Genomic DNA, 26,963 nt, shown 5'->3' on the forward strand with positions numbered 1-26,963 from the left:
GTCACCTCCGGGCGCCCGCGGGAGGGGCGCCCGGAGGGACGGGGATCAGCGTGCCGGGCGGAGCCAGACGGTGGCGAGCGGGGGGAGGACCAGCTCGGCCGAGCGGGGCTGGCCGTTCCACTCGACAGGCTCGGCCTTGACCGGGTGGGAGTTGCCGACGCCGCCGCCGCCGTAGGTCTCGGCGTCGGTGTTCAGCACCTCCTCCCAGAGCTGCTCGCGGCTGTCCAGGGCGGGCAGGCCGACCCGGTGGCCGTGCCGGACGACGGGGGAGAAGTTGCAGACGGCGACCAGCGGGGTGCCGTCGGCGGCGAAGCGGACGAAGGAAAGCAGGTTGTCCTCGGCGGCGCCGCCGTCCAGCCAGCGGAAGCCGTCCGGGGTGGTGTCGAGCTCCCAGAGGGCGGGGGTGTCCCGGTAGATCCGGTTGAGGTCGCGGACCAGGCGGCGCGCGCCCAGGTGCTCCCGGTGCGCCGGCCACTTCTCGTCGAGCACCCACCACTGCGGGCCCTGCTCGTGGTGCCATTCCGCGCCCTGGGCGAACTCCTGTCCCATGAACAGCAGTTGCTTGCCCGGGTGGGACCACATGAAGCCCAGGTAGGCGCGGTGGTTGGCGCGCTGCTGCCACCAGTCGCCGGGCATCTTGGAGACCAGGGCCTGCTTGCCGTGGACGACCTCGTCGTGCGAGATCGGCAGGATGTAGTTCTCGGAGTAGGCGTACACCATCGAGAAGGTGATCTCGTTGTGGTGGTACTTGCGGTGCACCGGCTCCTTGGACATGTAGACCAGCGAGTCGTGCATCCAGCCCATGTTCCACTTCAGTCCGAAGCCGAGGCCGCCGGCGTCGGTGGACCGGGTGACGCCGTCCCAGGCGGTGGACTCCTCGGCGACGGTGAGTACGCCGGGGCAGCGGCGGTAGACGGTCGCGTTCATCTCCTGGAGGAACGCGGCCGCGTCCAGGTTCTCCCGGCCGCCGTACTGGTTGGGCGTCCAGTCGCCGCCCTCGCGGGAGTAGTCGAGGTAGAGCATCGAGGCGACCGCGTCCACCCGCAGGCCGTCGACGTGGAACTCCTCGCACCAGTAGACGGCGTTGGCGACCAGGAAGTTGCGCACCTCCTTGCGGCCGTAGTCGAACTCCAGCGTCCCCCAGTCCGGGTGCTCGGCGCGCAGCGGGTCGGCCGGCTCGTACAGTGGCTCGCCGTCGAAGCGGGCGAGCGCGAAGTCGTCCTTGGGGAAGTGCGCGGGCACCCAGTCGACGATCACGCCGATGCCGTGGCGGTGCAGGGTGTCCACCAGGTACCGGAAGTCGTCGGGGCCGCCGAGCCGGGCGGTGGGGGCGTAGTAGCCGGAGACCTGGTAGCCCCAGGAGCCGCCGAAGGGGTGCTCCATCACCGGCATGAACTCCACGTGGGTGAAGTTCAACTCCTTGACGTAGCGCGGTAGTTCGTCGGCGATCTCGCGGTAGGTGGTGAGCTCGGGCCGCCAGGAGGCCAGGTGCAGCTCGTACACCGACATCGGCGCGCGGTGGTGCGCGGCGCGGGCCCGGCGGGCCATCCACTCGCCGTCCTGCCACGCGTACGAGGAGGAGGTGACCACCGAGGCGGTGCCGGGCGGGCACTGGGCGGCCCGGGCCAGCGGGTCGGCCTTGTCGAGCACCCAGCCCTGCCGGGTGTGGATCTCGTACTTGTACGTGGTGCCCTCGGCGAGGCCGGGGACGAACAGCTCCCAGATCCCGGAGGAACCGAGCGAGCGCATCGGATGGCCGGTGCCGTCCCAGTGGTTGAAGTCGCCGATCAGCCGGACCCCGGCGGCGTTCGGCGCCCAGACCGCGAAGGCGGTGCCGGGGACGCCGCCGACGGTGCGCACGTGCGAGCCGAGCGCCTGCCACAGCTGCTCGTGCCGGCCCTCGGAGATCAGGTGCAGGTCGAGCTCGCCGAGGGTGGGCGGGGTGCGGTAGCCGTCGTGCTGGCGCAGCGGCTCGCCGCCGGGGTAGGTCACCAGCAGGGTGTAGTCCGGGAGTTCGCGGCCCGCCAACAGCCCGGTGAACAACCCGCCCTGCTGGTGGGTGAGTTCGGCCGGGCCCTGGGCGGTTTCCACCACCACCCGCTCGGCGAACGGGCGCAGCACCCGGATCGCGGTCCCGCCGTGCACCGGGTGCGCGCCGAGCAGCGCGTGCGGGTCGTGGTGCTGCCCGCCCACCAACCGCTCCACCTCGGCCGGCGGCAGCGGCGCCTCGGGGAGGCGCAGGGCACCCGTCGGAGGATCCGGCACGAAGGGTGCCTCGGGTGGAGTGGCTCGCCCGCTCGCCTCCGGGCGCTCTGATCCGGCGCCGACGCTCTTCGCTCCGGCGCTCCCTCCTTCGTCGGTCGCTTGTCGCTCTCCCTCCTTGCCCGCCATCGGGCAGGAGGGGCCCACGCTTTCGGCACCGGCGCGCCCTTCGGCTCGGGGCGGGGCGGAGGCCCCGGCCGAGAAGGTGGCCGGAACGGGGCGGGTGGGGCGGCCGGTCGGGTCGGGCGGCGTCACGGCGTGGTCCTCCTGCGGCGGGGGTGGGCGAACTCGTGGCGGGCGGGACGGGGAGGGCGGAGTCAGACGGAGAGGGCGAGCCGGTTGATCGCGGCCAGTGGGATCGGCAGCCAGCTGGGCCGGTGCCGGGCCTCGTACACCACCTCGTACACCGCCTTGTCGATCTCCAGCGCCCGCATCAGCTCCGGCGAGGCGGCCGGGTCGGCGCCGCCCCCGGCGGTGTAGCCGGCGCAGAAGGCGGTGCGGTTGCGCTGGGCCCAGGCGGCGGCGAGGTGGGCCAGCTCCGGGTCGACCGGGCCGCCGGCCAGCAGGTGGGCGGCCGCGTAGTCGAAGGAGCGCAGCATCGCGGCGACGTCGCGCAGGGCGGGCTGCGGCTCGCGGCGCTCGTTGACGGACTTGGCCGGCTCGCCCTCGAAGTCCAGCAGCACCCAGCCGTGCGGGGTGCGCATGGCCTGTCCGAGGTGCAGGTCGCCGTGGATGCGCTGGACCGGCAGGCCGTCCGGGTGGGCGTCGGCGAGTTGCTGGAAGGCGGTGCGCAGGGCGGCCCGGAAGCGCAGCAGTCCGGGGACGGCGGCGACGGCGCTGTCCAGCCGGTCGGCCATCGCGGTGGCGAGCCGTCCGGTCTGGGTGCGGTCGAGCCGGGCGACCGGCATCGAGCGGGCCAGCACCCGGTGCACCTCGGCGGTGGCCCGGCCGAGCCGGTGGGCCTCGATGGCGAAGTTGCCGGGGGAGCGGTCGCCCTTGAGTCGGCCGACCTGGTCGAGGGCGAGTTCCCAGCCGTCCTCGGCGTCCGGCAGGTAGCGCTGCAGCAGCCCGAGGGTGGCGGGCTCGGCGCGTTCCATCCGGCTCTCGAACCAGGCGGCGACCCGGGGGATGCGGGTGGAGCCGGCCCGGGAGAGTGCGAGCGAGAGCTCCAGGTCGGGGTTGGTGCCGGGGTGGATGCGGCGGAACAGCTTGAGGATGTAGGAGGTGCCGTAGATGACCGAGCTGTTGGACTGCTCGGCGGTGGAGGCGCGGCCGGGGATGTTGGTGGGCAGTCCGGAGCCGGGGGTGCGGCGGAAGGACAGCGAGCCGAAGCGGTCGCCGGTGGCGAGGTGTTCCAGCAGGCGGCCGGTGAGCTCGGGGTCGTGCACCGCGTCGTAGAGGGCGGCGCCGTCGTACGGGCCCTGGCTCAGCCGGCCGAGCACCGCGCTGGGCTCGATGCCCGCGGGGCCCTGCGAGCGGATGCCGAGCAGGAGTTGGTAGATGTCGCCGTGCGGGGCGCCGACCGTGGTGGCGTGTTCGACCCGCAGCAGCAGGTGCAGCAGCGCCGGGTCGCCGACCTGGAGCGGGGTTCCGACCACCGGGGTGAGCCCGGTGATGGGCCGTCCCTTCCCGGCGTACCAGCGCTGGGTGGGGAGCCACTCGGCGATCAGCGGCAGGGCCGCCTGGACGAGCTCGCTGACCCCCAGGGCGGTTCTCCGGGGCCCGGTGCCCCGCACGCCCGCCGGCGCGGCGGAACCGGCCGGGGCGTCGTGCTGCACATGGGCTTGAGAACGGGAGGTTTCGGACATGACTCCCTTTCCCCGGAAGGACGCGGACTGCCCGACGGGTCGTGGCCGGGTCCGTCAGTCTTCCGGATTTCGGCGGCGCGGCGGTCGCGGCACGCGAGCACGGCTCGGGTGTCACGCCTTCGTGTGGGTGGCCGTTGGGCTGTTCTCCGTACGCGGTGGTGCAGAGAACTCCGGGGGCGCGGGGGTTCAACTCGCGCCCCCGGAGGGTCAGGTGGTGCTGTGCGGACCGGGATGCCGTGGAGCGCGGCGGATCGTTACTTCGGCCGCCTGGTCCCGCTCAGGCGCGGGGGCTGCCGGAGCTGGAACCAGTAGAAGCCGTGCCCGGCCAGCGTGAGCAGGTAGGGCCACTCGCCGATCGACGGGAAGCGCACCCCGCCGATCAGCTCGACCGGGTACCGCCCGCCGTACTGCCGCAGGTCCAGCTCGGTCGGCTGCGCGAACCGCGAGAAGTTGTTCACGCACATGACCAGGTCCCCCTCGTACTCGCGCACGAAGGCCAGTACGGCGGGGTTGCTGGACGGCAGTTCGGTGTAGGTGCCGAGGCCGAACGCCGGATTGAGCTTGCGGATCTCGATCATGCGACGCGTCCAGTGCAGCAGCGAACTCGAACTGCTCTGCTGCGCCTCGACGTTGGTCACCTGGTAGCCGTACACCGGGTCCATGATGGGCGGCAGACTGAGCCTGCCCGGGTCGGCCGAGGAGAAACCCGCGTTGCGGTCCGGGGTCCACTGCATCGGCGTGCGCACGCCGTCCCGGTCGCCCAGCCAGATGTTGTCGCCCATGCCGATCTCGTCCCCGTAGTAGAGCACCGGCGAGCCGGGCAGGGAGAGCAGCAGGGCGGTGAACAGCTCGATCTGGTTGCGGTCGTTCTCCAGCAGCGGGGCGAGCCGGCGGCGGATGCCCACGTTGGCGCGCATCCGGGGGTCCTTGGCGTACTCCGCGTACATGTAGTCGCGCTCCTCGTCGGTGACCATCTCCAGGGTCAGCTCGTCGTGGTTGCGCAGGAAGATGCCCCACTGGCAGCCGGCGGGGATCTGCGGGGTCTTGGCGAGGATCTCGGACACCGGGTAGCGGGACTCCCGGCGCACCGCCATGAAGATCCGCGGCATCACCGGGAAGTGGAACGCCATGTGGCACTCGTCGCCGCCCCCGGTGAAGTCGCCGAAGTAGTCGACCACGTCCTCCGGCCACTGGTTGGCCTCGGCGAGCAGCACGGTGTCCGGGTAGTCGGCGTCGATCTCCTTGCGGACCCGCCTGAGGAACTCGTGGGTCTCCGGCAGGTTCTCGCAGTTGGTGCCCTCGCGGGCGAACAGGTACGGCACCGCGTCCAGCCGGAAGCCGTCGATGCCGAGGTCCAGCCAGAACCGCAGCCCGGCGACCATCTCGTCCTGGACCCGGGGGTTGTCGTAGTTGAGGTCCGGTTGGTGCGAGAAGAACCGGTGCCAGTAGTACTGCTTGCGGACCGGGTCGTAGGTCCAGTTGGAGGTCTCGGTGTCGACGAAGATGATCCGGGCGTCCGGGTACTGCTTGTCGTCGTCGGCCCACATGTAGAAGTCGCCGTACGGCCCGTCCGGGTCCGCGCGGGAGGCCTGGAACCACGGATGCTGGTCGCTGGTGTGGTTCATGACGAAGTCGATGATCACGCGCATGCCGCGGGCGTGCGCGGCGTCGACGAACTCCATGAAGTCGGCGAGGTCGCCGAACTCCGGCAGCACCGACTTGTAGTCGGCCACGTCGTACCCGCCGTCGCGCAGCGGCGAGGCGAAGAACGGTGGGAGCCAGAGGCAGTCGATGCCGAGCCACTGGAGGTAGTCGAGCCTGGCCGTGAGCCCCTTGAGGTCCCCGACCCCGTCGCCGTTACTGTCCTGGAAGGACCGCACCAGCACCTCGTAGAAGACCGCACGCTTGAACCACTCGGGGTCCAGGTTCTTCTTCGAGGTCTCGGGGAAGGTGTCGGGGACGGGCTCGTTCACTGTCACGCTGGGTTCCTCCGAACCGTGAGGAGGTGAGCCGGCTCGGCTGAGGGATCGAGCCGGACGTAGTTGTGCCGGCCCCAGGTGTAGACGGCGCCGGTGAGCTCGTCGTGCACCGCGAACGGGCCGTCACCGTCGAGGGTGACGGTGGCCTCCTGGACGTGGTGCGGGTCGAGGTTGACCACCGTGATCACCTGGTCGGTCAGGCCCTCGGGGGTGGTCGCGGTCTTGGAGTAGGCGAGCACCTGCTCGTTGTCGGTGTGGTGGAAGCGCAGGTCGCGCAGCTGCTGCAGGGCGGGGTGGCGCCGGCGCAGCCGGTTCAGCACGGTGAGCAGCGGGGCGAGGGTGTCGGTGCGGTTCCAGTCGCGTGGGCGGAGCTCGTACTTCTCCGAGTGCAGGTACTCCTCGGAGCCCGGGTGGGCCGGCTCGTTCTCGTACAGCTCGTAGCCGGCGTAGACGCCGTAGCTGGGGGAGAGGGTGGCGGCGAGCACCGCGCGGATCGCGAAGGCGGCGCGGCCGCCGTGCTGGAGGAAGGCGTGCAGGATGTCCGGGGTGTTGGCGAAGAAGTTGGGGCGCATGTAGGCCGCCGCGTCACCGGTGAGTTCGGTGAGGTACTCGGTGAGTTCGGTCTTGGTGTTGCGCCAGGTGAAGTACGTGTACGACTGGTGGAAACCGATCTTCGCGAGGGTGTGCATCATCGCCGGGCGGGTGAAGGCCTCTGCCAGGAACACGACATCCGGGTCCGTGCGGGCGATGTCGCCGAGCACCGCCTCCCAGAACACCACCGGCTTGGTGTGGGGGTTGTCGACCCGGAAGATCCGGACGCCGTGGGACATCCAGAACCGGAGGGTTCGAATGGTTTCCTTGACGATTCCATCCATGTCCTGATCGAAGTTGATCGGATAGATGTCCTGATACTTCTTCGGGGGGTTCTCGGCGTGCGCGATGGTGCCGTCCGCGCGGTGGCTGAACCATTCCGGGTGCTTGTTCACCCACGGGTGGTCGGGGGAGCACTGGAGGGCGAAGTCCAGCGCCACCTCCAGGTGCAGGGCCCGGGCCTCGGCGACGAAGTGGTCGAAGTCCTCGATGGTGCCGAGGTCCGGGTGGACCGCGTCGTGGCCGCCCTCGGGGGAGCCGATCGCCCAGGGTGAGCCGACGTCGTGCGGACCGGCCGTCAGGGTGTTGTCCGGGCCCTTGCGGAAGGCTCGCCCGATCGGGTGCACCGGCGGCAGGTAGACCACGTCGAAGTCCATCGCGGCCACCGCCGGCAGCCGCTCGGCGGCGCTGCGCAGGGTGCCCGACAGCGGCGGCTCGACCCCGTTGGGGTCCACCACCGCACCCTCCGAACGGGGGAAGAACTCGTACCAGGAGCCGAACAGCGCGCGCTCGCGGTCCACCTGGAGCGGTAGCGGCCGGGAGGCGGTGAGCAGCTCGCGCAGCGGGTAGCGGGCCAGCAGCTCCAGCACCTCGGGGGCGAGCGCGGCGGCCAGCCGGGACAGCGGCGGCAGCCCCGGGTCGCGCAGCGCGTCGGCGGCGGCCAGCACGTGCGCCCGGCCCTCCTTCTTCGGCACCCCGGCGGCGGCCTGCTCCAGCAGCCGGGCGCCCTCCTCCAGCACCAGCGCGGTGTCGATCCCGGCCGGCAGCTTGATCGAGGCGGCCTTGCGCCAGGTGGCGATCGGGTCGCTCCACGCCTCCACCAGGTACGACCAGCGGCCGGGCGCGGTCGGGGTGACGTACGCGCCCCAGCGGTCGGTGCCCTCGGCGAGCTCGCGCATCGGCGTCCACGGGCCGCTGCGGCCGCGCGGGTCGCGCAGCACCACGTTGGCGTTGACGGCGTCGTGGCCCTCGCGGAAGACGGTCGCGGTGACCGCGAAGGTCTCGCCGACGACGGCCTTGGCCGGGCGGCGGCCGGCGTCGACGGTGGGGCTGACGTCCAGGACGGGGATGCGGCCGATCACGGTGTCGCTCTCTGTCGTCTTGCGGGCGGAGGGCTTGGTGGCGGTCTTGGTCGTGCTCTTGGCGGGGCTCTTGGCCGTGCCCTTCGCGCCGCTCCTGCGGGCAGGGGCGGTCGCGGCGGCAGCGGTCGAGGCGCCGGCCTCGGGGTCGGCGGCCGGGCGGGTGGTGGCCGTCGCGGCGGCGGTGCGGCGCGTGGTGGTGGTGCGCCTGCGCGGTGCCGCGGTCCGGCCCTCCTCGACCCCGGGTTGTCGGGTCGCTGCGGAGGGCTGTGCCGTGGAGGCCGGGGCTTCGGAGGATTCGGTACGGTCCGCCCCGGACACCCTCGGCGACGGCATCGCCGGGTCTGTCCGAGTGTCAGAATCCATCCGCGCGGCGGATTCCGCGACCGCTGCGTCGAGGGTTTCGGCCACCGGTGTGGACTGGTCCCGCGTGTCGCCGTGCATGCCAAACTCCTGCCCGAGATCGGCGGCAGCTCCCGCGGGCCGGGGGGTCGGGCCAGGGGAGTGCCGGGAGGACTGCTGGGGTGGGGAGGACGTGCGACCGGAGCCTGCCCGCGCCGCTGTCCCCGGCAACCTGCCCGGCGCCCGCCGTGGCGGTGGCTGGACACCCCGGAGCCCGCGCGTGTCCCGGCGCACGCCTCCGGGGGGCACGCCCCTGGCGGCTCGGTCGACCCGTGAACGAGCGGACCGGTGTGGAGGACACGCGCCGGTGCGCGGCGCGCGCCGAACGGGCTAAGGGAGAACGGGAACGATCAACGCGAAAAGGATTCGGACGTGCTGCTTCACGGTGACGGGAGGCGTCCCCGCAGCATCTACGACCTTCGGTCATCCTCGCACCGGGGACAAGGTTTTCGCAGCGGTACGACAGTAGTTTCGGGCTTTGTCCGGAGTGGATGAGCATCCGGAAATGGATCCGTTCCGCAGAGTTCATGCATTGGTAGCGCGACGCCTCGGAATGCGCGCCTCGCGCGCCCCCCGTGCAGACCAATGCGCCGAATGCGATCTCATCAATAGGCCGAACGGATGCCCAATAGCCCACTTGAGCCACTGTCATGGCGGCCCAGAAGGCTACGCTTCACGCCTGTGAAGGCAATCCGCAGATTCACCGTCCGCACCGTCCTGCCCGAACAACTCCAGCCGTTGCACGAGCTGGCCCTCAACCTGCGCTGGTCCTGGCATCCCGAGACCAGGGACCTCTTCCGGTCCGTGGACCCGGAGGTCTGGGCCGCGACCGGCGAGGACCCGGTGCGGCTGCTCGGGGAGGTCCCGGCCGCCCGGCTCGCCGCGCTCGCCGCCGACCGGCGGTTCCTGCGCAGACTCGGCGACCTCGCCGACGACCTGCGCGAGTACCTCACCGGGCCGCGCTGGTACCAGACCCAGCTGGAGACCGGGGCCACCCCGCCGCCCAGGGCGATCGCCTACTTCTCGCCCGAGTACGGCATCGCCGCCACACTGCCCCAGTACTCCGGCGGCCTCGGCATCCTGGCCGGCGACCACCTCAAGGCGGCCAGCGACCTCGGCGTGCCGATCATCGGCGTCGGGCTGTTCTACCGGCACGGCTACTTCCGCCAGTCGCTCAACCGGGACGGCTGGCAGCAGGAGCGCTACCCACTGCTGGACCCGGACGAGCTCGCCGTCAGCCTGCTCCGCGAGCCCGACGGCACCCCCTGTCGGGTCGACCTCGCCCTGCCCGGCGGCCGCACCCTGGCCGCCCACGTCTGGAAGGCCGAGGTCGGGCGGGTCCCGCTGCTGCTGCTCGACTCCGACATCGAGGCCAACTCACCAGCCGAACGGGACGTCACCGACCGGCTCTACGGCGGCGGCAGCGAGCACCGGCTGCTCCAGGAGATGCTGCTCGGCATCGGAGGCGTCCGGGCCGTGCGCGCCTACTGCCGGCTCACCGGGCACCCCGCCCCCGAGGTCTTCCACACCAACGAGGGCCACGCCGGGTTCCTCGGCGTCGAACGGATCCGCGAACTGGTCGCCGCCGGCCCGGCCGAAACCGACACCGCGGGCCTGGACTTCGCCGCCGCCCTGGAGTCCGTCCGGGCCGGCACCCTGTTCACCACCCACACCCCCGTCCCGGCCGGCATCGACCGCTTCGACCGCGAGCTGGTCGCCCGCCACTTCGGCGGCGACGTCGCGCTGCCCGGCGTCCCGGTCGAGTCGGTGCTCGGGCTCGGCGCCGAGACCTGGTACGGCGGGGACCCGAAGCTGTTCAACATGGCCGCCATGGGCCTGCGGCTCGCCCAGCGCGCCAACGGGGTCTCCACCCTGCACGGCGAGGTCAGCCGCTCGATGTTCAACGGCCTCTGGCCCGGCTTCGACCCCGCCGAGGTGCCGATCACCTCGGTCACCAACGGCGTCCACGCCACCACCTGGATCGACCCGGCGGTGGTCCGCCTCGGCGCCGCCGAGATCGGCGCCGACCGCGCCGAGGAGGCGATGACCACCGGCGAGACCCAGCGCTGGACCGGCCTGGAGCGGATCGGCAACACCGAGATCTGGGACCTGCGCCGCAGCCTGCGGGCCCAGCTGGTGGACGAGGCCCGCCGCCGGCTGCGCGCCTCCTGGCGCCAGCGCGGAGCCGGCGAGGCAGAACTCGGCTGGGTCGCCTCGGTGCTCGACCCCGACGTGCTCACCATCGGCTTCGCCCGCCGGGTGCCCTCGTACAAGCGGCTCACCCTGATGCTGCGCGATCCGGAACGGCTGCGCGGCCTGCTGCTGCACCCCACCCGGCCGGTGCAGATCGTGGTGGCCGGCAAGGCCCACCCGGCCGACGACGGCGGCAAGCGGCTGATCCAGCAGATGGTCGCCTTCGCCGACGACCCGACCGTGCGGCACCGGATCGTCTTCCTGCCGGACTACGACATGGCGATGGCCCGGCGCCTCTACCCGGGCTGCGACGTCTGGCTGAACAACCCGCTGCGCCCGCTGGAGGCCTGCGGCACCTCCGGGATGAAGGCCGCGCTCAACGGCTGCCTCAACCTGTCCGTCCTGGACGGCTGGTGGGACGAGTGGTACGACGGCCAGAACGGCTGGGCGATCCCCACCGCCGACGAGGCCGCCGGCGTGCTCGACCCGGAGAGCAGCGAGGCCGAGCGGCGCGACGACATCGAGGCCGCCGCGCTGTACGACCTGATCGAGGAGCAGGTCGCCGGCCGGTTCTACGACCGGGGCACGGACGGGCTGCCGCACCGCTGGATCGCCATGGTCCGGCACACCCTGGTCACCCTCGGGCCCAAGGTGCTGGCCGGGCGGATGGTGCGCGAGTACGTCGAGCGGCTGTACGCCCCGGCGGCGCTGGCCGAGCGGGAGCTGAGGGTGGAGCTCCCGCCCCGAGCCGAAGGAGGGAGCGTCGGCAACGGGTCCGAGCGTCTGGAGGCGAGCGGGCGAGTCACAGCCGCCCGTGAGCTGGCGCTGTGGAAGGCGAAGGTCCGGGACGGCTGGCCGGCCGTGCGGGTCGAGCACGTCGAGGCCGACTGCCCGGCCGAGGCCCAGGAGCTGGGCAGCTCGCTGGCGCTGCGGGTGCAGGTCGCGCTCGGGGCGCTGGAGCCGGGCGACGTCGAGGTGCAGGCGGTCTCCGGCCGGGTGGACGAGACCGACGGCATCTCGGACGCCTCGGTGCTCGCCCTCAAGCCGGTCGGCGGTCCGGACCTGGACGGCCGCACCCGCTACGAGGGCTCGCTGGAGCTCGGCCGCACCGGCCCGTTCGGTTACACCGTCCGGGTGCTGCCCGCCCACCCCCGGCTGGCCTCCCCGGCCGAGCTGGGGCTGGTCGCCCTCCCGGCGGAGTCGGCGGGGATGGACGCGGGGCTGCTGCGCTGACACCCGAGGGCGCTGACACCGCCCGCTGCGGCTGCCGTCCGGGGTGCTACGGACGGCAGCCGTCCGCTTGCCCGGTGTGTCGGCCGAGGGGAGCGGCCGCCCTGGCCGCGTTCTCCGAGCCGGCGGCCCGGCCGGGTGCGTGACGGCGCACCCGGCCGGGCACAACTGTGGGGCCTCCTAGACGAGGCTGTCCCGCCAGGCCCGGTGGAGGGCGGCGAAGCGGCCGGAGCCGTCGATCAGGTCCTGCGGGGAGCCGTCCTCGACGATCCGGCCCTGGTCCATCACCAGGACGCGGTCGGCGATCTCCACCGTGGAGAGCCGGTGCGCGATGATCACCGCCGTCCGGCCGGCCAGCACGGTGCGCATCGCCCGCTGGACCGCCTGCTCGCCGGGGACGTCCAGGGAGCTGGTGGCCTCGTCCAGGATCAGCACGGCCGGGTCGGCCAGCAGGGCGCGGGCGAAGGCGACCAGCTGGCGCTGGCCGGCGGAGATCCGGCCGCCGCGCTTGCGCACGTCGGTGTCGAAGCCGTCCGGGAGCGCGGTGATGAACGCGTGGGCGCCGATGTCGCGGGCGGCCTGCTCGACCTCCGCGCGGGTGGCGCCGGGGCGGCCGATCGCGATGTTCTCCGCGACGGTGCCGGAGAACAGGAAGGACTCCTGGGTCACCATCACCACTGCGCGTCGCAGCTCGGGGGTGGCGAGGTCGCGCAGGTCCACCCCGTCCAGCCGGATCCGGCCGTCGGTGGGGTCGTAGAAGCGGGCCAGCAGCTTGGCGACCGTCGACTTGCCCGCGCCGGTCGCCCCGACCACCGCGACCGTCTGCCCGGCCGGGATCAGCAGGTCGAAGGGCGGCAGCACCTCCTTGCCGGTGCGGTAGGCGAAGCGGGTTCGCTCGAAGGAGACCTCACGGGCTGTGACTGTGACTCGCCCGCTCGTTGTGACTCGCCCGCTCGCCGCCGGCAGCTTCACAGGCTCGGCGGGCTCGGCGACGGTCGGCTCGTGGGCCAGCAGGCCGGCGATCTTCTCCAGCGCCGCGGCGGCGGCCTGGTAGCTGTTCAGGAACATCGCCAGCTGGTCGATCGGGTCGAACAGGCGGCGCAGGTAGAGCACGAAGGCGGTGAGCACGCCCAGCTCCAGCGCGTCGTCCACCACCAGGTAGGCCCCGAACAGCACGATGCCGGTGGTCCAGAGGTTGGCGGTGACGCGGGAGAGGCCGACGTAGCGGGCGAGCTCCAGGAAGCCCTCCGCGTTGGCCGTGGAGGACTGTGAGTTGACCACGGCGAAGGCGGCGTCGTTGGTCTTCTCGCGGCGGAAGGCCTGCACCGGGCGGATGCCGTTCATGGTCTCGGTGAAGCGCACGATCATCGAGGCCGCGGCGGTCCGTGAGCGGCGGTAGACCCGGCGGGAGCGGGTGCGGAAGGAGTGGGCGACCAGGGCCAGCGGCAGGAGGGCGAACAGCGAGGCCAGGCCGAGCCGCCAGTCCAGCACCACCAGCAGCACCGAGATGTAACAGACCGACAGGAAGACGGTCAGCAGCTCCTGGAGCCCTTCGGAGAGCAGCTCGCGCAGCGCGTCGATGTCACTGGTGGCGCGGGAGATGATCCGGCCCGAGGTGTAGCGCTCGTGGAAGTCCAGGCTGAGCCGCTGGGCGTGCCGGAAGATCCGGCCGCGCAGCTCCAGCAGGACGTCCTGGTTGACCCGGGCACTGATCTTGATGAACGCCCACTGCAGCAGCGGGCTGAGCAGGGCGCAGCACAGGTAGCCGGCCACCACCGCGATCAGCGGGCCGGAGTCGTGCTCGCGCAGCGCCGGGATGCCGCGGTCCATCGCCACCGCGACCAGCAGCGGGCCGGACTGCAGCGCGGCCTGCTGGACCAGGATCACCACCATCGCGACGGCGATCCGGGCCCGGTGCGGGCCGAGCAGCGAGCGCAGCAGTGCCCTCGGCGCGCCGGGTGGGACGGGGATGTCCTCCTCGTCGGCCGGGGGCGGGGGCAGCTCCTCCTCGACCGGCCCGACCGGCTCGGCCGGTTCGGGCTGGGCGGGCTGGACGATGGTGGTCATCGGGCGGGCTCCCTGTCCGAAACGAAGGGGCCGTCCGACCCGAGGGCGGCCTCGCCCGACATCAGTTCGCGGTAGTGCGCGCTGTCGCGCAGCAGTTCCTGGTGGGTGCCGACGGCTTCGATCCGGCCGTCCGCGAGCACCGCGACCCGGTCGGCGAGCAGCACGGTGCTCGGGCGGTGGGCGACCACCAGGGCGGTGGTGGAGCCGAGCACCTCGCGCAGCGCCCGTTCGACCAGGGCCTCGGTGTGCACGTCGAGGGCGGAGAGCGGGTCGTCCAGCACCAGGAAGGCCGGGCCGCCGACCACCGCGCGGGCCAGCGCGAGGCGTTGGCGCTGGCCGCCGGACAGGCTCAGGCCCTGCTCGCCGACCTCGGTCTCCACCCCGGCCGGGAGCTGGTCGACGAAGCCGGCCTGGGCGGTGGCGAGGGCCGAGCGCAGCTGCCGCTCGTCCGCGCCGGGGGCGCCCATCAGCACGTTCTCCCGGACGGTGGCGGAGAACAGGGTGGGCTCCTCGAAGGCCACCGCGACCAGTTCGCGCAGCTTCTCCCGGGGCAGCTCGCGGATGTCCCGGCCGTCCAGGGTGATGGTGCCGGCGGTGGTCTCGTACAGCCGGGGGAGCAGCGCGGTGAGCGTGGTCTTGCCGCTGCCGGTCGTGCCGACCAGGGCCATCGTCTCGCCGCTGCGGACGTGCAGGTCGATGCCGGCCAGCAGGTCGGGGCTGTCGACGGGGGCGTCGGGGTAGCGGAAGCGGACGCCGGTGAAGCGGATGCCGTCCGGGGCGCCGAGGCGGGTGGCGGTGCCCCGGTCCTCGGTCTCGGGTTCGTCCAGGACCTCGAAGAAGCGGTCGGTGGCGGTGGCGGCCTCGTTGGCGTAGGCGAGCAGCCAGCCGAGCGACTCGACCGGCCAGCGCAGCGCGAGCGCGGTGGAGAGGAAGGCGACCAGGGTGCCGGCGCTCAGCTCGTCGTGGGCGACCAGGTAGGCGCCGACGGCCAGGGCGCAGCCGAGAGCGATCTCCGGCAGGCCGACGATCACCGCCCACAGGTTGGCGAGCAGGTGGGCCTTGCGCAGTTCGGTGTGGCGCAGCCGGTGCGACTGTTCGCGGAAGTGCTCGGCCATCGAGCGGTGGCGGCCGAAGGCCTTCAGGATGCGGATGCCGAGGATGGACTCCTCGACCACGGTGGCGAGGTCGCCGTTCTGGTCCTGGGCGAGCCGGGCGGCGCCGGAGTAGCCGGACTCGAAGCGCCGGGTGAGCACGAACAGCGGCACGGAGGGCAGCAGGACGATCACGGCGAGCCGCCAGTCCTGGGTGAACATCAGCACCGTGCCGGCCAGGAACGTCACGGAGTTGACGACCAGGAACACCAGCGGGAAGGCCAGGAACAGCCGCATGGCGTTCATGTCGGTGGTGGCCCGGGAGAGCAGCTGGCCGGAGCCCCAGCGCTCGTGGAAGGAGACCGGCAGCCGCTGGAGCTTGGCGTAGAGGTCCCCGCGCATGGCGGCCTCCAGTCGGCCCAGCGGGCGGGAGAGGACCACCCGGCGGGTGTAGAACAGCGCGGCCTCGACCATGCCGAGGAGCAGCAGCAGGCCGACCGGCGGCCAGAGGCCGGCCAGGTCGTGGGAGGCGAGCGGGCCGTCGACGATCCGGCCGAGCACCATCGGGACGGCGAGGGTGCTGAGCATGGCGAGCGAGGCGGCCGACACCGAGACGGCGAGGCGGCCGCGCACGGCTCGGGCGTAGGGCCACAGGCGCAGCAGGGAGCGGACCGTGGAGCGGTGGCTCCTGGCCGCGGGGGCGTCGTCTTGTCTGTTCTCGGCCATCTCGGTGAGGGTAGGCAGAGAGTCCGTCACTTCTCATCCGGTTTTTCGCCCCTGTCGGTGGCACCCGGCGAGAACCGGCCAACAACCCGGAGTTCGGCCTGCTCGGCAACGCCGACTTCGGACAACCAGGGCGTGGTCGGCCTCACCCAGGTCGGCATCCCGGACGAGGTCGAGCCCGGCCTGAACGTGCGCTTCATGGGCATCGACGAGAAGGCGATCGCCTCCTACCTGGTCAGCGCCTACTACTCGGTGGCGGTGCTGGTGCCGGACGCGATCGGCATCCTGGAGAACGTCGAGGTCGGTCACGCCCCGGCCTGATCACCCCACGTGGGCGGGCGCCCGCAGCAGCTGCAGCGAGCGCCCGCCCAGCACCACCGTGCCCCGCGGGTACGGCTCGCCCGTGCCCGCGGCCGCCGTGTCCACCACCGTCTCGTACGCGGCCTCCGGTGCCGCCCATGGCTCCCCGGGCAGGGTGAACACCACCGGTTCGCGGCCCGCGTTGAGCAGCAGCAGGAAGCTGTCGTCCCCGGTCGGCCGGCCGGCGTCGTCCCGTTCGGACATCGCGCTGCCGGAGAGCAGCATGCCGAGGCAGGCGGTGGGGGCGAACCAGTCCGCCTCGGTCATCTCCTTGCCGAGCGGGGTGAACCAGGCGAGGTCCGGCTGACCGCCGGGGGCGGCGGCCCGGCCGGAGAAGAACGCCCGTTGGCGCAGCACCGGGTGGGCGCGGCGCAGCCGGATCAGCCGGGCGGTCAGGTCGCACAGCTCGCGCCAGCCGGGCTGCTCCAGCAGTGACCAGTCGAGCCAACTGACCTCGCCGTCCTGGCAGTAGGCGTTGTTGTTGCCGCCCTGGGTGCGGCCGAGTTCGTCCCCGGCGGTGATCATCGGGACGCCGGCGGAGAGCAGCACCGTGGCCGTCAGGTTGCGCAGTTGGCGCAGCCGCAGCGCGTTGACCGCGGGGTCGGCGGTCTCGCCCTCGACGCCGTGGTTCCAGGAGCGGTTGTCGTCGGTGCCGTCCCGGTTGGCCTCGCCGTTGGCCTCGTTGTGCTTGCGGTCGTAGGAGACGAGGTCCCGCAGGGTGAAACCGTCGTGCGCGGTCACGTAGTTGACGGAGGCGTACGGGCGGCGGCCGCCGCGCTGGTAGAGGTCGGAGGAGCCGGAGAGCCGGTAGCCGAGCTCGCGCACGTCCGGGCGGGCGCCGCGCCAGAAGTCCCGTACGGTGTCGCGGTACTTGTCGTTCCACTCGGCCCACAGCGGGGGGAAGCCGCCGACCTGGTAGCCGCCCGGGCCGACGTCCCAGGGCTCGGCGATCAGCTTCACCCGGCTGAGCACCGGGTCCTGGGAGACGGCGGCGAGGAAGGGGTGCTCCATGTCGACCCCGTCCGTGCCCCGGGCCAGGGCGGCCGCGAGGTCGAAGCGGAAGCCGTCCACGCCCATCTCGGTGACCCAGTAGCGCAGTGCGTCGGTGATCAGCCGGATCACCTGCGGGCGGCGGGTGTCCAGGGTGTTGCCGCAGCCGGTGTAGTCGGCGTAGCCGCGCGGGCGGTGCGGGGCGAGGCGGTAGTAGGCGGCGTTGTCGATGCCGCGCAGCGAGAGCGCCGGGCCGAGTTCGGCGCCCTCGGCGGTGTGGTTGAACACCACGTCGAGGATCACCTCGATCCCGGCGGCGTGCAGGGCGCGGACCATCCGCTTGAACTCGCCGACCTGGCCGCCGCGCGAGCCGGAGGAGGAGTAGCCGGCGTGCGGGGCGAAGTAGCCGATCGTGTTGTAGCCCCAGTAGTTGACCAGGCCGCGGGCCTGCAGGTGGTCCTCGCTGGCGTACTGGTGCACCGGCAGCAGCTCGACGGCGGTGACGCCGAGGCGGGTGAGGTGGGCGATCGCGGCGGGGTGGGCCAGGCCGGCGTAGGTGCCGCGCAGGTGGGGCGGGACGTCGGGGTGGCGCATGGTGAAGCCGCGGACGTGGAGCTCGTAGAGCACCGTCTCGGCCCACGGGGTCTTCGGGCGGTGGTCGTCGTACCAGTCGTCGTCATCGTGGACGACCACGGATCTGGGCACGTAGGGGGCGGAGTCGCGGTTGTCCCGGACGGTGTCGGCGACGTCGGCCTCCGGCCAGTTGCGGACGGCGGAGCAGGCGGCGTCGTGCGAGGTGTAACAGCCGTCGACGGCGCGGGCGTACGGGTCGAGCAGCAGCTTCGCCGGGTTCCAGCGCGCGCCGGTCCACGGGTCCCAGCGGCCGTGCACCCGGAAGCCGTAGCGGGCGCCGGGGCGTACGCCGGGCAGGAAGCCGTGCCAGATCTGGAAGTCCTGCTCGGTCAGGCGGTGCCGGCTCTCCCGGCCGTCCTCGTCGAACAGGCACAGGTCGACGGCCTCGGCGCCGGCCGCCCAGAGCGCGAAGTTGGTGCCCGCGCCGCCGAGTTGACCGGTCCGGAAGCGGGCGCCGAGCGGCTGCCAGCTGCCGGGCCACGGTGGCTCGGTCTGGCGCAGGTCGCCGCCCGGCTGTACCCCGGCTTCCAGCTCCTGCCCTGACGCCATGGCCGTCCCTCCCTGAACGGGGTGTCCCGGAACCCGTTCACCTTCTCTTTCCCGGATTGCGGGGGGAGGAAGCCGCTGAACGGGGGCTTACCGGCGGATGGCGGGGTGGGGGTGTTTGTGTGGGGGTGGCTTTCGGGAGGGTGGGTGGCCGGGGGCGGCTCCGGGGGTGGCCGCTCCGGGGGTGGGCGGGCGCGGGTGTGGGGGTGGGTTTTGGGGTGGGCGCGCGGGGCGAAGCGCGCGCGCCCACGGGGTGGGTGACTGGCGTGTCCCCGCTGGGACGGCCCTCGTTGTTCCCGGCGTCGGAACCGAGTAGTGGGAGGCCCCGGGATGCGGCGCCGAGTTGGGGTGTGGGCGCGGTGGGTGGGGGTGGCGGGCTGGTGCCTGGTGCTGCTCACGGGGTGTGGTGGCGGCGGCCCGGCGGGCGCGCCCGCCGAGGATGCGGCCGGAGCGGCCGGCGCCTCGTACACCCCGCCCCCGCCGCCGTCCCGGGCGGTGCTCACCGCGCTGCCCGCGGACGGCGCCCAGGACGTGCCTCCGGAGGGCCCGGTGCGGGTGAACGTCGCCCAGGGGCGGCTGCTGTCGGTCCGGCTGGCCGACGGCAGGGGCGCCGAGCTGCCCGGCACGATCACCCCGGACGGTGCCGCCTGGGCACCGGACGGCCCGCTGCCGCTCGGCACCGCCTTCACCCTGGACGCCGTCGCCGAGGACGACCAGGGCCAGCGGGCGGCTCATCACTCGGCGTTCTCGACCGTCCCCCGGGCGCACACCTTCGTCGCCTTCTTCACCCCGGAGGACGGCTCCACGGTCGGCGTCGGGATGCCGGTCTCGCTGCGTTTCAGCCGTCCGATCGTCGACCGGGCCGCGGTGGAGAAGGCCGTCCAGGTCACCGCCGACCCGCCGGTGCCGGTGGCCGCGCACTGGTTCGGCAACCAGCGGCTGGACGTCCGCCCGCGGCAGTACTGGACGGCCGGCACCAAGGTCACCGTGGCGTTGCGGCTCAAGGACGTGCAGGGCGCGCCGGGCGTGTTCGGCTCCCAGAGCCGGGACCTGCACTTCACCGTCGGCCGGGCGCAGGTCTCCACCGTCGACCTGGACGCGCACACCCTGACCGTTCGGGCCGGGCAGGGCGGCAAGGTGGTCCGGGTGCTCAAGGTGTCCGGCGGCAGCCCCGACCACCCCACCTACCGGGGCGTGATGGTGGTGTCGGAGAAGTACAAGGTGACCCGGATGAACTCGCAGACCGTCGGGATGGGCAACGAGTACGACATCAAGGACGTCCCGCACGCGATGCGGCTGACCGCCTCCGGCACCTTCCTGCACGGCAACTACTGGGCCGACCCGGGGGTGTTCGGCACCGCCAACACCAGCCACGGCTGCATCGGCCTGGCCGACGCCAAGGGCGGCACGAGCAAGGACACCCCGGCGGGCTGGCTGTTCGAGCACACCGTCCCGGGGGACGTGGTGGAGGTGAAGGCCTCGGCCGGGGACTTCGTGCCGCCGTCGAACGGGCTGGGTGACTGGAACGTGCCGTGGGAGCAGTGGGTGGCCGGGAGCGCCCTGCGGTAGTCACCGGTGATTCACCTCCGCTCCACCCACCTCCCCTGAGTTTTCACTCGGACGGCCCAGCTATCCTGCTCCGGCGCGTCGAGGCCCGGCGTGAAAGATCGACACCCGGTGCAACTCATGGGGGCACTCAGCGCGTCAAGAGAGTGGACACCGGGAGGGGAGATTCCGTGAAGACGGGTAAGGCGGCCGGCGCCGCGATACGCACCACCAACCGCTACGGGCGCAGGGGTGCGATGGCGTTGGTCATGGGTGGGGTGCTGCTGCTCACGGCGGCGTGCAACGACGACAAGGGCGGCAGTTCGGGGGACGCCGCCGCGACGGCGTCCGCGGACGCGAATGGGACGGCCGCCCCGGGGGGCAACGCGGCCACGCCGAAGGCCTCGGCGGCCGTGCTCGCGGTCGAGCCGAAGGACGGCGCCCAGGACGTGGCGCCGAGCGCGCTGAAGGTGTCCGTCTCCAACGGCAAGCTGACGACGGTCGAGGTGACCGACAAGAACGGCAAGCCGGTCGAGGGTGCGATCACCCCGGACGGCAGCGGCTGGAAGCCCGCGGCGGCGCTCGCCGTCGGGATGGCGTACAAGGTGAACGCGCAGGCCAAGGACGACACGGGGCTGGTGTCCGCGTCGACCACCTCGTTCACCACGCTGATGCCGGAGAAGAAGGTCTCCACCAACGACAACATCAGCGACGGCGCCACCTACGGCGTCGGCATGATCGTCTCGGTGAACTTCAGCAAGGGCGTCAAGAACAAGGACGCGGTCGTGAAGGGGATCACCGTCGAGGCCAGCGACGGCACCACGGTCAAGGGCCACTGGTTCGGCGACGACCGGCTGGACTTCCGCCCGGAGAACTACTGGAAGCCGGGCACCAAGGTGACCATCAAGTACCGGCTGAAGAGCGTCGAGGTCGCGCCGGGCATGTACGGGGACGTGGACAAGGATGAGCCGTTCACCATCGGCCGCTCCATGGTCTCCACCGCGGACGCCAAGTCGCACCAGATGACCGTCGAGCGGGACGGCAAGAGCACCACCGTGCCGGTCACCCTGGGCGCGGACGCGACGCCGTCCTGGGGCGGGACGATGGTGATCATGGAGAAGGACAAGGTCACCCACATGGACTCGCACACCGTCGGCCTCGGCGGCGAGTACGACATCAAGGACGTCCCGCACGCGATGCGGCTGACCTCCTCCGGCACCTTCGTGCACGGCAACTACTGGGCCGACCCCGCCCCCTTCGGCAAGGTCAACAAGAGTCACGGCTGCATCTCGATGGCGGACGAGAAGGGTGGCAGTGACAGCTCGGTCGCGGGCAAGTTCTTCAACGACTCGATGGTCGGCGACGTCGTGAAGATCGTGAACACCAAGGAGAAAACCGTCTCGCCCTCCAACGGGCTTGGTGGCTGGAACGTCGACTGGGCCAGCTGGTAGATCGGCGGGTTTGTCACCGAGCGGCCCGATCCTCACCCGTTGGGGTTCGGGCTGCTCGGTTTTTGGGGCAAGAAGCCCCTCGAATGGCGCAACCTTTCCGGTGGCCGGGCGCGTATACGGGTCGGGTCCGCCGGTGCGTCGGGTCCGCCGGTCCGTCGGGTCCACGGGGAGTTCTGAGGGAGGGAGTCGACGTGAGGTCGATACGCAGGGTGGTGGCCGTCGGTCTGGTCGGCGGGGCGATGGCGTTGACCGCGGCTTGTGGCGGCGGCAGCGGTGGCGGGGGCGGCAGCGCCGCGAAGGCCGACCTGGGGGCCGGCGCGGCCGCCTCCAAGCCCGCCGCGGCGCCCGCCAGTTCGGCGCCGAAGGCGTCGGCGGCCACGGTGAGCATCGAGCCGAAGAGCGGCGCGGTGGACGTGGCGCCGGGCGCGCTCAAGATCGGGGCGACCGGCGGCAAGCTCACCACCGTCAAGGTGAGCGACAAGACCGGCAAGGAGGTCGCCGGCACCATCGCCGCGGACGGCTCCAGCTGGACCCCGTCCACCGGCCTCTCGGTGGGCACCGCCTACCAGGTCAGCGCGATGGCCGCGGACGCCAACGGCGTGGTCGCCACGGCGGACAGCAGCTTCACCACGCTGACCCCGGAGGCGCTGGCCAAGGCCTCCGACAACGTGGACGACAACGCCACGTACGGCGTCGGCATGATCGTCTCGGTGGACTTCAGCAAGGACGTCAAGAACAAGGACGCGGTCGCGAAGGGCATCACCTTCGAGACCAGCGACGGCACCGCGGTCAAGGGCCACTGGTTCGACGACCGGCGGCTGGACCTCCGCCCGGAGCAGTACTGGAAGCCGGGCACCAAGGTGACGGTGCACTACCGCCTCAAGAGCGTGGAGATCGCCCCCGGGGTGTACGGCACCGACCGGGACGAGCCCTTCACTATCGGGCGATCCCAGGTTTCGACGGTTGACGCCGCCGCGCACAAGATGACGGTGGTCCGGGACGGGCAGTCGAGCGACATCGACATCACCTCCGGCTCGGACGAACACCCGACCTGGAACGGCACCATGGTGATCATGTCCAAGGAAGGCACGGTGCGGATGCAGTCCAGCACCCTGCCCGGCATGACCGGCTCGCCGTACGACCTGCAGGTGCCGCACTCGATGCGGCTGACCACCAGCGGGACGTACGTGCACGGCAATTACTGGAGCGACGCCTTCGGGGAGGACAACGTCAGCCACGGCTGCGTGGGCCTGCGGGACGTCAAGGGCGGCGGGGACGGCACCTCGATGGGCAAGTTCTACGACGGCTCGATGGTCGGGGACGTGGTGATCGTGAAGAACTCCACCAAGAAGGAGACGCTCGACCCGGCGAACGGGCTGAGCGGCTGGAACGTGCCGTGGAGTCAGTGGTAATCGCCAGGTAGGGGCGTGTTGAGGTCAACCCGGGCTTGACGAGTGCAGGCCCGGGTTGACTGCTTTCCTGCCCCGGGCATATGCCGATCCGGGAGAGATCCTTTGCTCATTGTCCGTACGCGGCCGCTTGCGTTCCGCAATGATGGTCCGCATGGCGGGTTGGGGCGAAACAGATCAGTCATCGGTTCCCGGGGCCGGCGTGGTCGCCGAGAGCGCGTCCTGGATCGATGTCCAGGGCGCGCTCTCGGCGCTGGAGCGGCTCAGTTCCCGGGAGCTGCGGGAGATGTATTCGGGCAGGCTGTGCGATCAGTCCGCGCCGAACGAGGTGCGGTTGCCGTCCCGGCCGGAGTCGGGCCCGGTGGCCCGCAAGCTGGTGCTGGACGTCCTGGAGTCCTGGGACCTCCACCAGCTCCTGGAGGCCGGGGAGTTGCTCACCAGTGAGCTGGTGAGCAACGCGGTGCGGCACGCCGCCGGGCGCACCATCGGCCTGCACGTCAGCCGTAAGCCCGGGTGGTTGCGGATCGAGGTCCGCGACTCCTCGCGGGCGCTGCCCTGCATGATCCTCGCCGAGGCCAGGCCGGTGAACGAGCGCGGCCGCGGGCTGAAGATCGTCGACGACCTCGCGGACCGGTGGGGTGCGGACCTGCTGCCGCGCGGCAAGGGCGTCTGGTTCGAGCTGCGGGTGCGCGAGCGGCACTGAGTCGCGCTTTCGGTTCCGGATACGCGCAGGGCCCCCGGTTCGCCGTGTTCCGGCGGATGGGGGCCCCTGCAAGTCATCGCGCCGACCAAGGGGGTGCGTGCCGCGCGATGGGCGTCGGCAGTGCCAGGTCGGGCCCGCCGAAGTTCGATGTCTTGACTATCGCACGGATCTCAGCATATGGGCAAACCAGGCGTCTTGGATTGCAAGGTTTGTAACCTACTTCACCTTTAGATTTTGCATAGGTTAACGCCGCCACCTGTGAATATTCATGATCCCTGGCGCGGTTGGCCTACTCGGGCGTCCGCCAGGGGTTCCGCAGCGAGCGCATCGGGGTGTCGACGCCGAGCTTCGTCGCGGTGCTGTGCAGCGACTCCCGCAGGTACGGGTAGAGGACGGTGATCCCGATGGCCGGCCCCGGCGCGGCCGGGGCTGTGCGTCGGGCGGTTGGCGGAGGGGCGGGCCGATGCGCCCCGCCCCTCCGATGGCTGTTCTTGCCCTCGGCGCAATCCTGCTCGCGTAGCGAACTGACCAACGAACAAGGCCGGGGCCGGCGCAATCACGCGCCGGCCCCGGCCCTGGTGGTAGCGGGGACAGGATTTGAACCTGCGACCTCTGGGTTATGAGCCCAGCGAGCTACCGAGCTGCTCCACCCCGCGTCGGTGAGACCACTCTAGGCGACAACCGCGCCAACACGAAATCAGTTTCTTCCAGCGAGCCAGACCCTGCACTCGGCCCACTCACGCGCAGTCGGCGCCAGCTGGACAAGGGCGGGGCGAGCAGTCGCCGTAGTCCCGCCGGAAGTCGCACCTGAGGCCCTCTCGGCAGGCGCCACCCCAGTAGTCGACAGCCAGGTCACCGATCGGCCGGGCCCGGCCCGCCAGGCCGGCCTCCGTCAACGAGCATGGAGAGCTGGGGTGTTGCTGCCCCCGAGCTCATGACGGATGCGGGCGGCATGGCGATGGACGGCGGCGGGGGAGAGGGCGCCGGGGTGGGGTGGCGGGGTCTTGAAGGTGTCGCTGCCTCGGCAGGCGCGGCAGAGGCCGCCGAGGAGGGCGTGCGGGCGGCAGGGGGTGCGGCAGTCGGTGCACTCGACGATGCGGGTGGGCTGCTGCTGGGGGAGCGGGCGTTCCGGGGGCATCTTGTCGAGCAGGCGGCGGCGAGTGAAGGCCGCGGGGCTGTGGACGTCGGGCGGGAGGTTCGCGGTGAGCGCGGCCGTGAAGAGGGCGAGCGTGGTGCCCCGGGCCAGCCACTCGGCGGCGAGCGGTTCGAGGGCCGTGCAGTCGGCGGCGGAGAGGGCGAGCCGGGTGTCCGCGAGGCCGAGGCCGGCGAGGGCGGCGTAGGCGGCCGAGGTGGGGGAGGTGCGGTTGAGCGTTCGCCCCTTGGGGGGATCGGGCGCTCCGGACGTTGACGCCTCGCCCGTGGCGAGGAAGTGCGTCCACCAGGCGTCGGAGCGGGGCGTCCGGGAGAAGTAGGTGCGGAACACCCACCGGCAGTCCTTGGAGTCGATGCGCTCGCGGACGCGACGCAGGTGACCTGCGGTGGAGAGCCTGGTGAGGGCTGTGCGGACGGCCATCTGCCCGTAGTGGGGCTGCAGGACGGCGAGGGTCTTCGCGTCCATGGCGGCGCCGTCGGGGAGGTGGTCGATGAGGGAGGCGAGGTAGGCCTCGCGCGCCGGCAGGTGGGAGAAGTCTCGGGCGGAGCGGGGAAGTTGCTCCGGGGCGGACTGCTTGCCGTACCCGGGCGCGGCCATGGCGGTAGAGTCGTGGGTAGCCACAGGATCGAACGTCGCTTTCGATCGTGCCGGTCAGGCCCCCGTTCGGTGTTGACGCACCGGCGGGGGCTGATTCATTAGTGCGCACGCTACACGGGGGAACCGGCTGTGGCGTAGTCGTGACGATAAGTCATATCTGCTGCGTGCGAGGGTGGTTGGAAGGTGGTTACCCCACCGTTCCATTAGGGGGTCACTCGACTCGCGCTGCTTGAGCTTCGGGCGCGAAGGAGACGAAGGCGGACCAGGCCTCGGGGGAGAAGGTGAGGGTCGGGCCGGCCTTGTCCTTGGAGTCCCGGACGTGGATGGCGGCAGGGGAGGCGGCGACTTCGACGCAGGCGCCGCCCTCGTCGTTGCTGTAGCTGGACTTGAACCAGTCGGCTCCGGCGCTCATAGCTCCTCCGCGACTTTCCTGATGAACTCTACGGACTCCTCGGTGCTGAGGGCCTGCATGCGGATCATGCCATGCCGCTGTGTGATCACGTTGACCTTGTCAGGATCGGCATGCAGTACGCCGGTTCGATGTCCTTCCACGTAGGCCAGCTGTTCGTGGTCGGCGGTCTCCAGCAGGATCATGGGGCCCGTGAGAGCCGGGTATGCCGCGCGGCTTGCGGGGAGCACCTGAACTACGACGTTGCGCAGGTTGCTCATCTCGACGATGTGTGCGAGCTGCCTCTTCATGAGGTCCGGGCTGCCGACCTTTGCGTGCAGTGCTGCTTCGTAGATCACGAACCCGAACAGCACCGGCGGTGAGCTAGTCAGCTTCTCCTGGCGCTGCATTCGGCCCGCGACACGAACCTCGACCGTCTCGTCGTCCAGGGGCGGGCAGGCGTGGCTGATCAACTCCCTGGCGTACTCCTCGGTCTGGAGCAATCCCGGGACGAGCAGGGCTTCGTACGTGTGGATCGCGATCGCCGTGCTTTCGGCATCCGTGTAGCCCTGTGAGTAGGACGGGAACTTCTCGGGCTTCAGGAACTCCACCGCTCCCACCAGCATGCCCTTCGCGCCGCACAGTTCATCCGCCACCTGAAGGAGCTTGAGCGACGGCTTCCGCCGCCCCGCCTCCATCGACCGCACGCTTTCGATGTCGTAGCAGGCCGCCTTGCTCAGCGCCTCCCGGGTCACGCCGGCTTGTTCGCGCCACCGCTTGACCTGATTGCCGCAGTACTTCCACGACATCGGGTTTTCCTTCGGCGTGCTCATTGCCCGGCGCTCCTCCCTGCCCTGGTCAGAGGGCGCTACAAGCTCGCGCTGTACCAGCGGTGTTACTCCCGAGGCTAAGCCCGTCTACCGACTCTTGAAGGGTGAAATGGCAGAACTCAGTCCTTGCGAGTGAAGCCTTCCGTACGCGTCCAAGGACTTTGATGATCACTCAGCCCGTCGATGCCGTCGAGTGGATGTTCTCCACCCACCCCCGCAGCGCCGGCCGTGCCCGAATCCGCCTCCTCCGGCAGGCCTTCGAGTGGGAGGTGCCCGTCGAGTCCGCAGAGACCGCCCTGATCCTCCTCAGCGAACTCGTCACCAACGCCTGCCGCCATGCCCGCACCCCGCGCGACCGTCTGATCGGCGTCCGGGTCCTCCTCCCCACCTGTTCCGTGCTCCGCATCGAAGTCTCCGATGCGAGCCCCGAGCTCCCGGCCCTCCGCCAGGCCGCCCGCGACGACGAGTCCGGCCGAGGCCTCGAACTCGTCGCCGCCCTCGCCACCTCCTGGGGCGCCCACCCGCGCGGCGAGGGCTACGTCGGCAAGACCACCTGGTGCGAGTGCGCCCTGAAAGCGCCTGGTTGTATTCCCGGTAGAGCCGGGAGGAATTCGGAGGTTATTCCTGGGCCCAATGGCTTACCTGGCGTCGAAA

At 71.6% G+C, this 26,963-nt stretch carries 17 protein-coding genes, 1 tRNA gene and 1 pseudogene; 7 read left to right on the forward strand and 12 right to left on the reverse strand.

The window, feature by feature from the left end; genetic code table 11:
• Nucleotides 1-45: 45 nt before the first annotated feature.
• From glgB to ACIRYZ_RS12440, 4 genes are all read right to left on the reverse strand, one after another.
• Complete coding sequence (gene glgB, locus ACIRYZ_RS12425; protein WP_402942612.1) at nt 46-2,265, reverse strand: 1,4-alpha-glucan branching protein GlgB; 2,220 nt, start codon at nt 2,263-2,265, stop codon at nt 46-48.
• A gap of 314 nt (nt 2,266-2,579) precedes the next feature.
• Nucleotides 2,580-4,070, reverse strand: a complete 1,491-nt coding sequence (locus ACIRYZ_RS12430) for a maltokinase N-terminal cap-like domain-containing protein (protein ID WP_393031665.1) — start codon at nt 4,068-4,070, stop codon at nt 2,580-2,582.
• 254 nt (nt 4,071-4,324) lie between these two features.
• The gene (gene treS / locus ACIRYZ_RS12435; RefSeq protein WP_387617108.1) at nt 4,325-6,049 is read right to left on the reverse strand and encodes a maltose alpha-D-glucosyltransferase; all 1,725 of its coding nucleotides are present in this window, start codon (nt 6,047-6,049) and stop codon (nt 4,325-4,327) included.
• Nucleotides 6,046-8,001, reverse strand: coding sequence for an alpha-1,4-glucan--maltose-1-phosphate maltosyltransferase (locus ACIRYZ_RS12440; protein WP_402942681.1), 1,956 nt, complete (start codon nt 7,999-8,001; stop codon nt 6,046-6,048). The genes treS and ACIRYZ_RS12440 overlap by 4 nt, the downstream gene beginning before the upstream one ends.
• A gap of 1,080 nt (nt 8,002-9,081) precedes the next feature.
• On the opposite strand from ACIRYZ_RS12440, the gene glgP reads away from it, so the two are divergent.
• Nucleotides 9,082-11,826, forward strand: a complete 2,745-nt coding sequence (gene glgP, locus ACIRYZ_RS12445) for an alpha-glucan family phosphorylase (protein WP_402942616.1) — start codon at nt 9,082-9,084, stop codon at nt 11,824-11,826.
• Between the two features lie 177 nt (nt 11,827-12,003).
• Here the strand turns inward: glgP and ACIRYZ_RS12450 are convergent, their stop codons facing one another.
• Both ACIRYZ_RS12450 and ACIRYZ_RS12455 read right to left on the reverse strand, forming a co-directional pair.
• The gene (locus ACIRYZ_RS12450) at nt 12,004-13,890 is read right to left on the reverse strand and encodes an ABC transporter ATP-binding protein (RefSeq protein ID WP_402942619.1); all 1,887 of its coding nucleotides are present in this window, start codon (nt 13,888-13,890) and stop codon (nt 12,004-12,006) included.
• Nucleotides 13,887-15,707, reverse strand: a complete 1,821-nt coding sequence (locus ACIRYZ_RS12455) for an ABC transporter ATP-binding protein (protein ID WP_402942621.1) — start codon at nt 15,705-15,707, stop codon at nt 13,887-13,889. The genes ACIRYZ_RS12450 and ACIRYZ_RS12455 overlap by 4 nt, the downstream gene beginning before the upstream one ends.
• A gap of 123 nt (nt 15,708-15,830) precedes the next feature.
• On the opposite strand from ACIRYZ_RS12455, the pseudogene ACIRYZ_RS12460 reads away from it, so the two are divergent.
• Nucleotides 15,831-16,025, forward strand: a pseudogene (locus ACIRYZ_RS12460) (Crp/Fnr family transcriptional regulator); the annotation flags it as partial.
• Here the strand turns inward: ACIRYZ_RS12460 and glgX are convergent.
• Nucleotides 16,026-18,236: a glycogen debranching protein GlgX gene (gene glgX, locus ACIRYZ_RS12465; protein ID WP_402942624.1), complete on the reverse strand. Its 2,211-nt coding sequence runs from the start codon at nt 18,234-18,236 to the stop codon at nt 16,026-16,028.
• Between the two features lie 327 nt (nt 18,237-18,563).
• On the opposite strand from glgX, the gene ACIRYZ_RS12470 reads away from it, so the two are divergent.
• The 4 genes from ACIRYZ_RS12470 to ACIRYZ_RS12485 all read left to right on the forward strand — a co-directional run bounded on the left by ACIRYZ_RS12470 (nt 18,564) and on the right by ACIRYZ_RS12485 (nt 23,341).
• A complete protein-coding gene (locus ACIRYZ_RS12470; RefSeq protein ID WP_402942627.1) occupies nt 18,564-19,802 on the forward strand; it encodes an Ig-like domain-containing protein in 1,239 nt (412 codons plus the stop codon).
• A gap of 167 nt (nt 19,803-19,969) precedes the next feature.
• Complete coding sequence (locus ACIRYZ_RS12475) at nt 19,970-21,229, forward strand: Ig-like domain-containing protein (RefSeq protein WP_402942630.1); 1,260 nt, start codon at nt 19,970-19,972, stop codon at nt 21,227-21,229.
• 191 nt (nt 21,230-21,420) lie between these two features.
• Nucleotides 21,421-22,641 carry an Ig-like domain-containing protein gene (locus tag ACIRYZ_RS12480; protein WP_402942633.1) on the forward strand — a complete coding sequence of 407 codons (1,221 nt, stop codon included), beginning with the start codon at nt 21,421-21,423 and terminating at the stop codon, nt 22,639-22,641.
• A gap of 139 nt (nt 22,642-22,780) precedes the next feature.
• Complete coding sequence (locus tag ACIRYZ_RS12485) at nt 22,781-23,341, forward strand: ATP-binding protein (protein ID WP_402942636.1); 561 nt, start codon at nt 22,781-22,783, stop codon at nt 23,339-23,341.
• A gap of 289 nt (nt 23,342-23,630) precedes the next feature.
• Here the strand turns inward: ACIRYZ_RS12485 and ACIRYZ_RS12490 are convergent, their stop codons facing one another.
• From ACIRYZ_RS12490 to ACIRYZ_RS12510, 5 genes are all read right to left on the reverse strand, one after another.
• Nucleotides 23,631-23,873: a hypothetical protein gene (locus ACIRYZ_RS12490; RefSeq protein ID WP_402942639.1), complete on the reverse strand. Its 243-nt coding sequence runs from the start codon at nt 23,871-23,873 to the stop codon at nt 23,631-23,633.
• 47 nt (nt 23,874-23,920) lie between these two features.
• A tRNA-Met gene (locus tag ACIRYZ_RS12495) sits at nt 23,921-23,997 on the reverse strand.
• A gap of 236 nt (nt 23,998-24,233) precedes the next feature.
• Nucleotides 24,234-25,091 (reverse strand): hypothetical protein, encoded by an 858-nt coding sequence (locus ACIRYZ_RS12500; protein WP_402942642.1) that lies wholly within the window; start codon nt 25,089-25,091, stop codon nt 24,234-24,236.
• A gap of 211 nt (nt 25,092-25,302) precedes the next feature.
• On the reverse strand, nt 25,303-25,503 hold the full coding sequence (locus ACIRYZ_RS12505) for a DUF397 domain-containing protein (RefSeq protein WP_402942644.1): 201 nt from the start codon (nt 25,501-25,503) through the stop codon (nt 25,303-25,305).
• On the reverse strand, nt 25,500-26,312 hold the full coding sequence (locus ACIRYZ_RS12510; RefSeq protein ID WP_402942647.1) for a helix-turn-helix transcriptional regulator: 813 nt from the start codon (nt 26,310-26,312) through the stop codon (nt 25,500-25,502). Before ACIRYZ_RS12510 ends, ACIRYZ_RS12505 begins: the two co-directional genes overlap by 4 nt.
• A gap of 161 nt (nt 26,313-26,473) precedes the next feature.
• On the opposite strand from ACIRYZ_RS12510, the gene ACIRYZ_RS12515 reads away from it, so the two are divergent.
• Nucleotides 26,474-26,963: ATP-binding protein (locus ACIRYZ_RS12515; protein ID WP_402942650.1), on the forward strand; the 490-nt coding region annotated here is incomplete at its 3' end.

Source organism: Kitasatospora sp. NPDC101155, from assembly GCF_044768305.1.
In the GTDB taxonomy this organism is placed as follows: Bacteria; Actinomycetota; Actinomycetes; order Streptomycetales; family Streptomycetaceae; genus Kitasatospora.

Coding starts and splice junctions, on each gene's coding strand:
- ACIRYZ_RS12430 (WP_393031665.1), bottom strand. CDS start 4,070: ATGTCCGAAACCTCCCGTTCTCAAGCCCATGTGCAGCACGACGCCCCG.
- ACIRYZ_RS12450 (WP_402942619.1), bottom strand. CDS start 13,890: ATGACCACCATCGTCCAGCCCGCCCAGCCCGAACCGGCCGAGCCGGTC.
- ACIRYZ_RS12455 (WP_402942621.1), bottom strand. CDS start 15,707: ATGGCCGAGAACAGACAAGACGACGCCCCCGCGGCCAGGAGCCACCGC.
- glgX (WP_402942624.1), bottom strand. CDS start 18,236: ATGGCGTCAGGGCAGGAGCTGGAAGCCGGGGTACAGCCGGGCGGCGAC.
- ACIRYZ_RS12470 (WP_402942627.1), top strand. CDS start 18,564: ATGCGGCGCCGAGTTGGGGTGTGGGCGCGGTGGGTGGGGGTGGCGGGC.
- ACIRYZ_RS12485 (WP_402942636.1), top strand. CDS start 22,781: ATGATGGTCCGCATGGCGGGTTGGGGCGAAACAGATCAGTCATCGGTT.
- ACIRYZ_RS12500 (WP_402942642.1), bottom strand. CDS start 25,091: ATGGCCGCGCCCGGGTACGGCAAGCAGTCCGCCCCGGAGCAACTTCCC.
- ACIRYZ_RS12505 (WP_402942644.1), bottom strand. CDS start 25,503: ATGAGCGCCGGAGCCGACTGGTTCAAGTCCAGCTACAGCAACGACGAG.
- ACIRYZ_RS12510 (WP_402942647.1), bottom strand. CDS start 26,312: ATGAGCACGCCGAAGGAAAACCCGATGTCGTGGAAGTACTGCGGCAAT.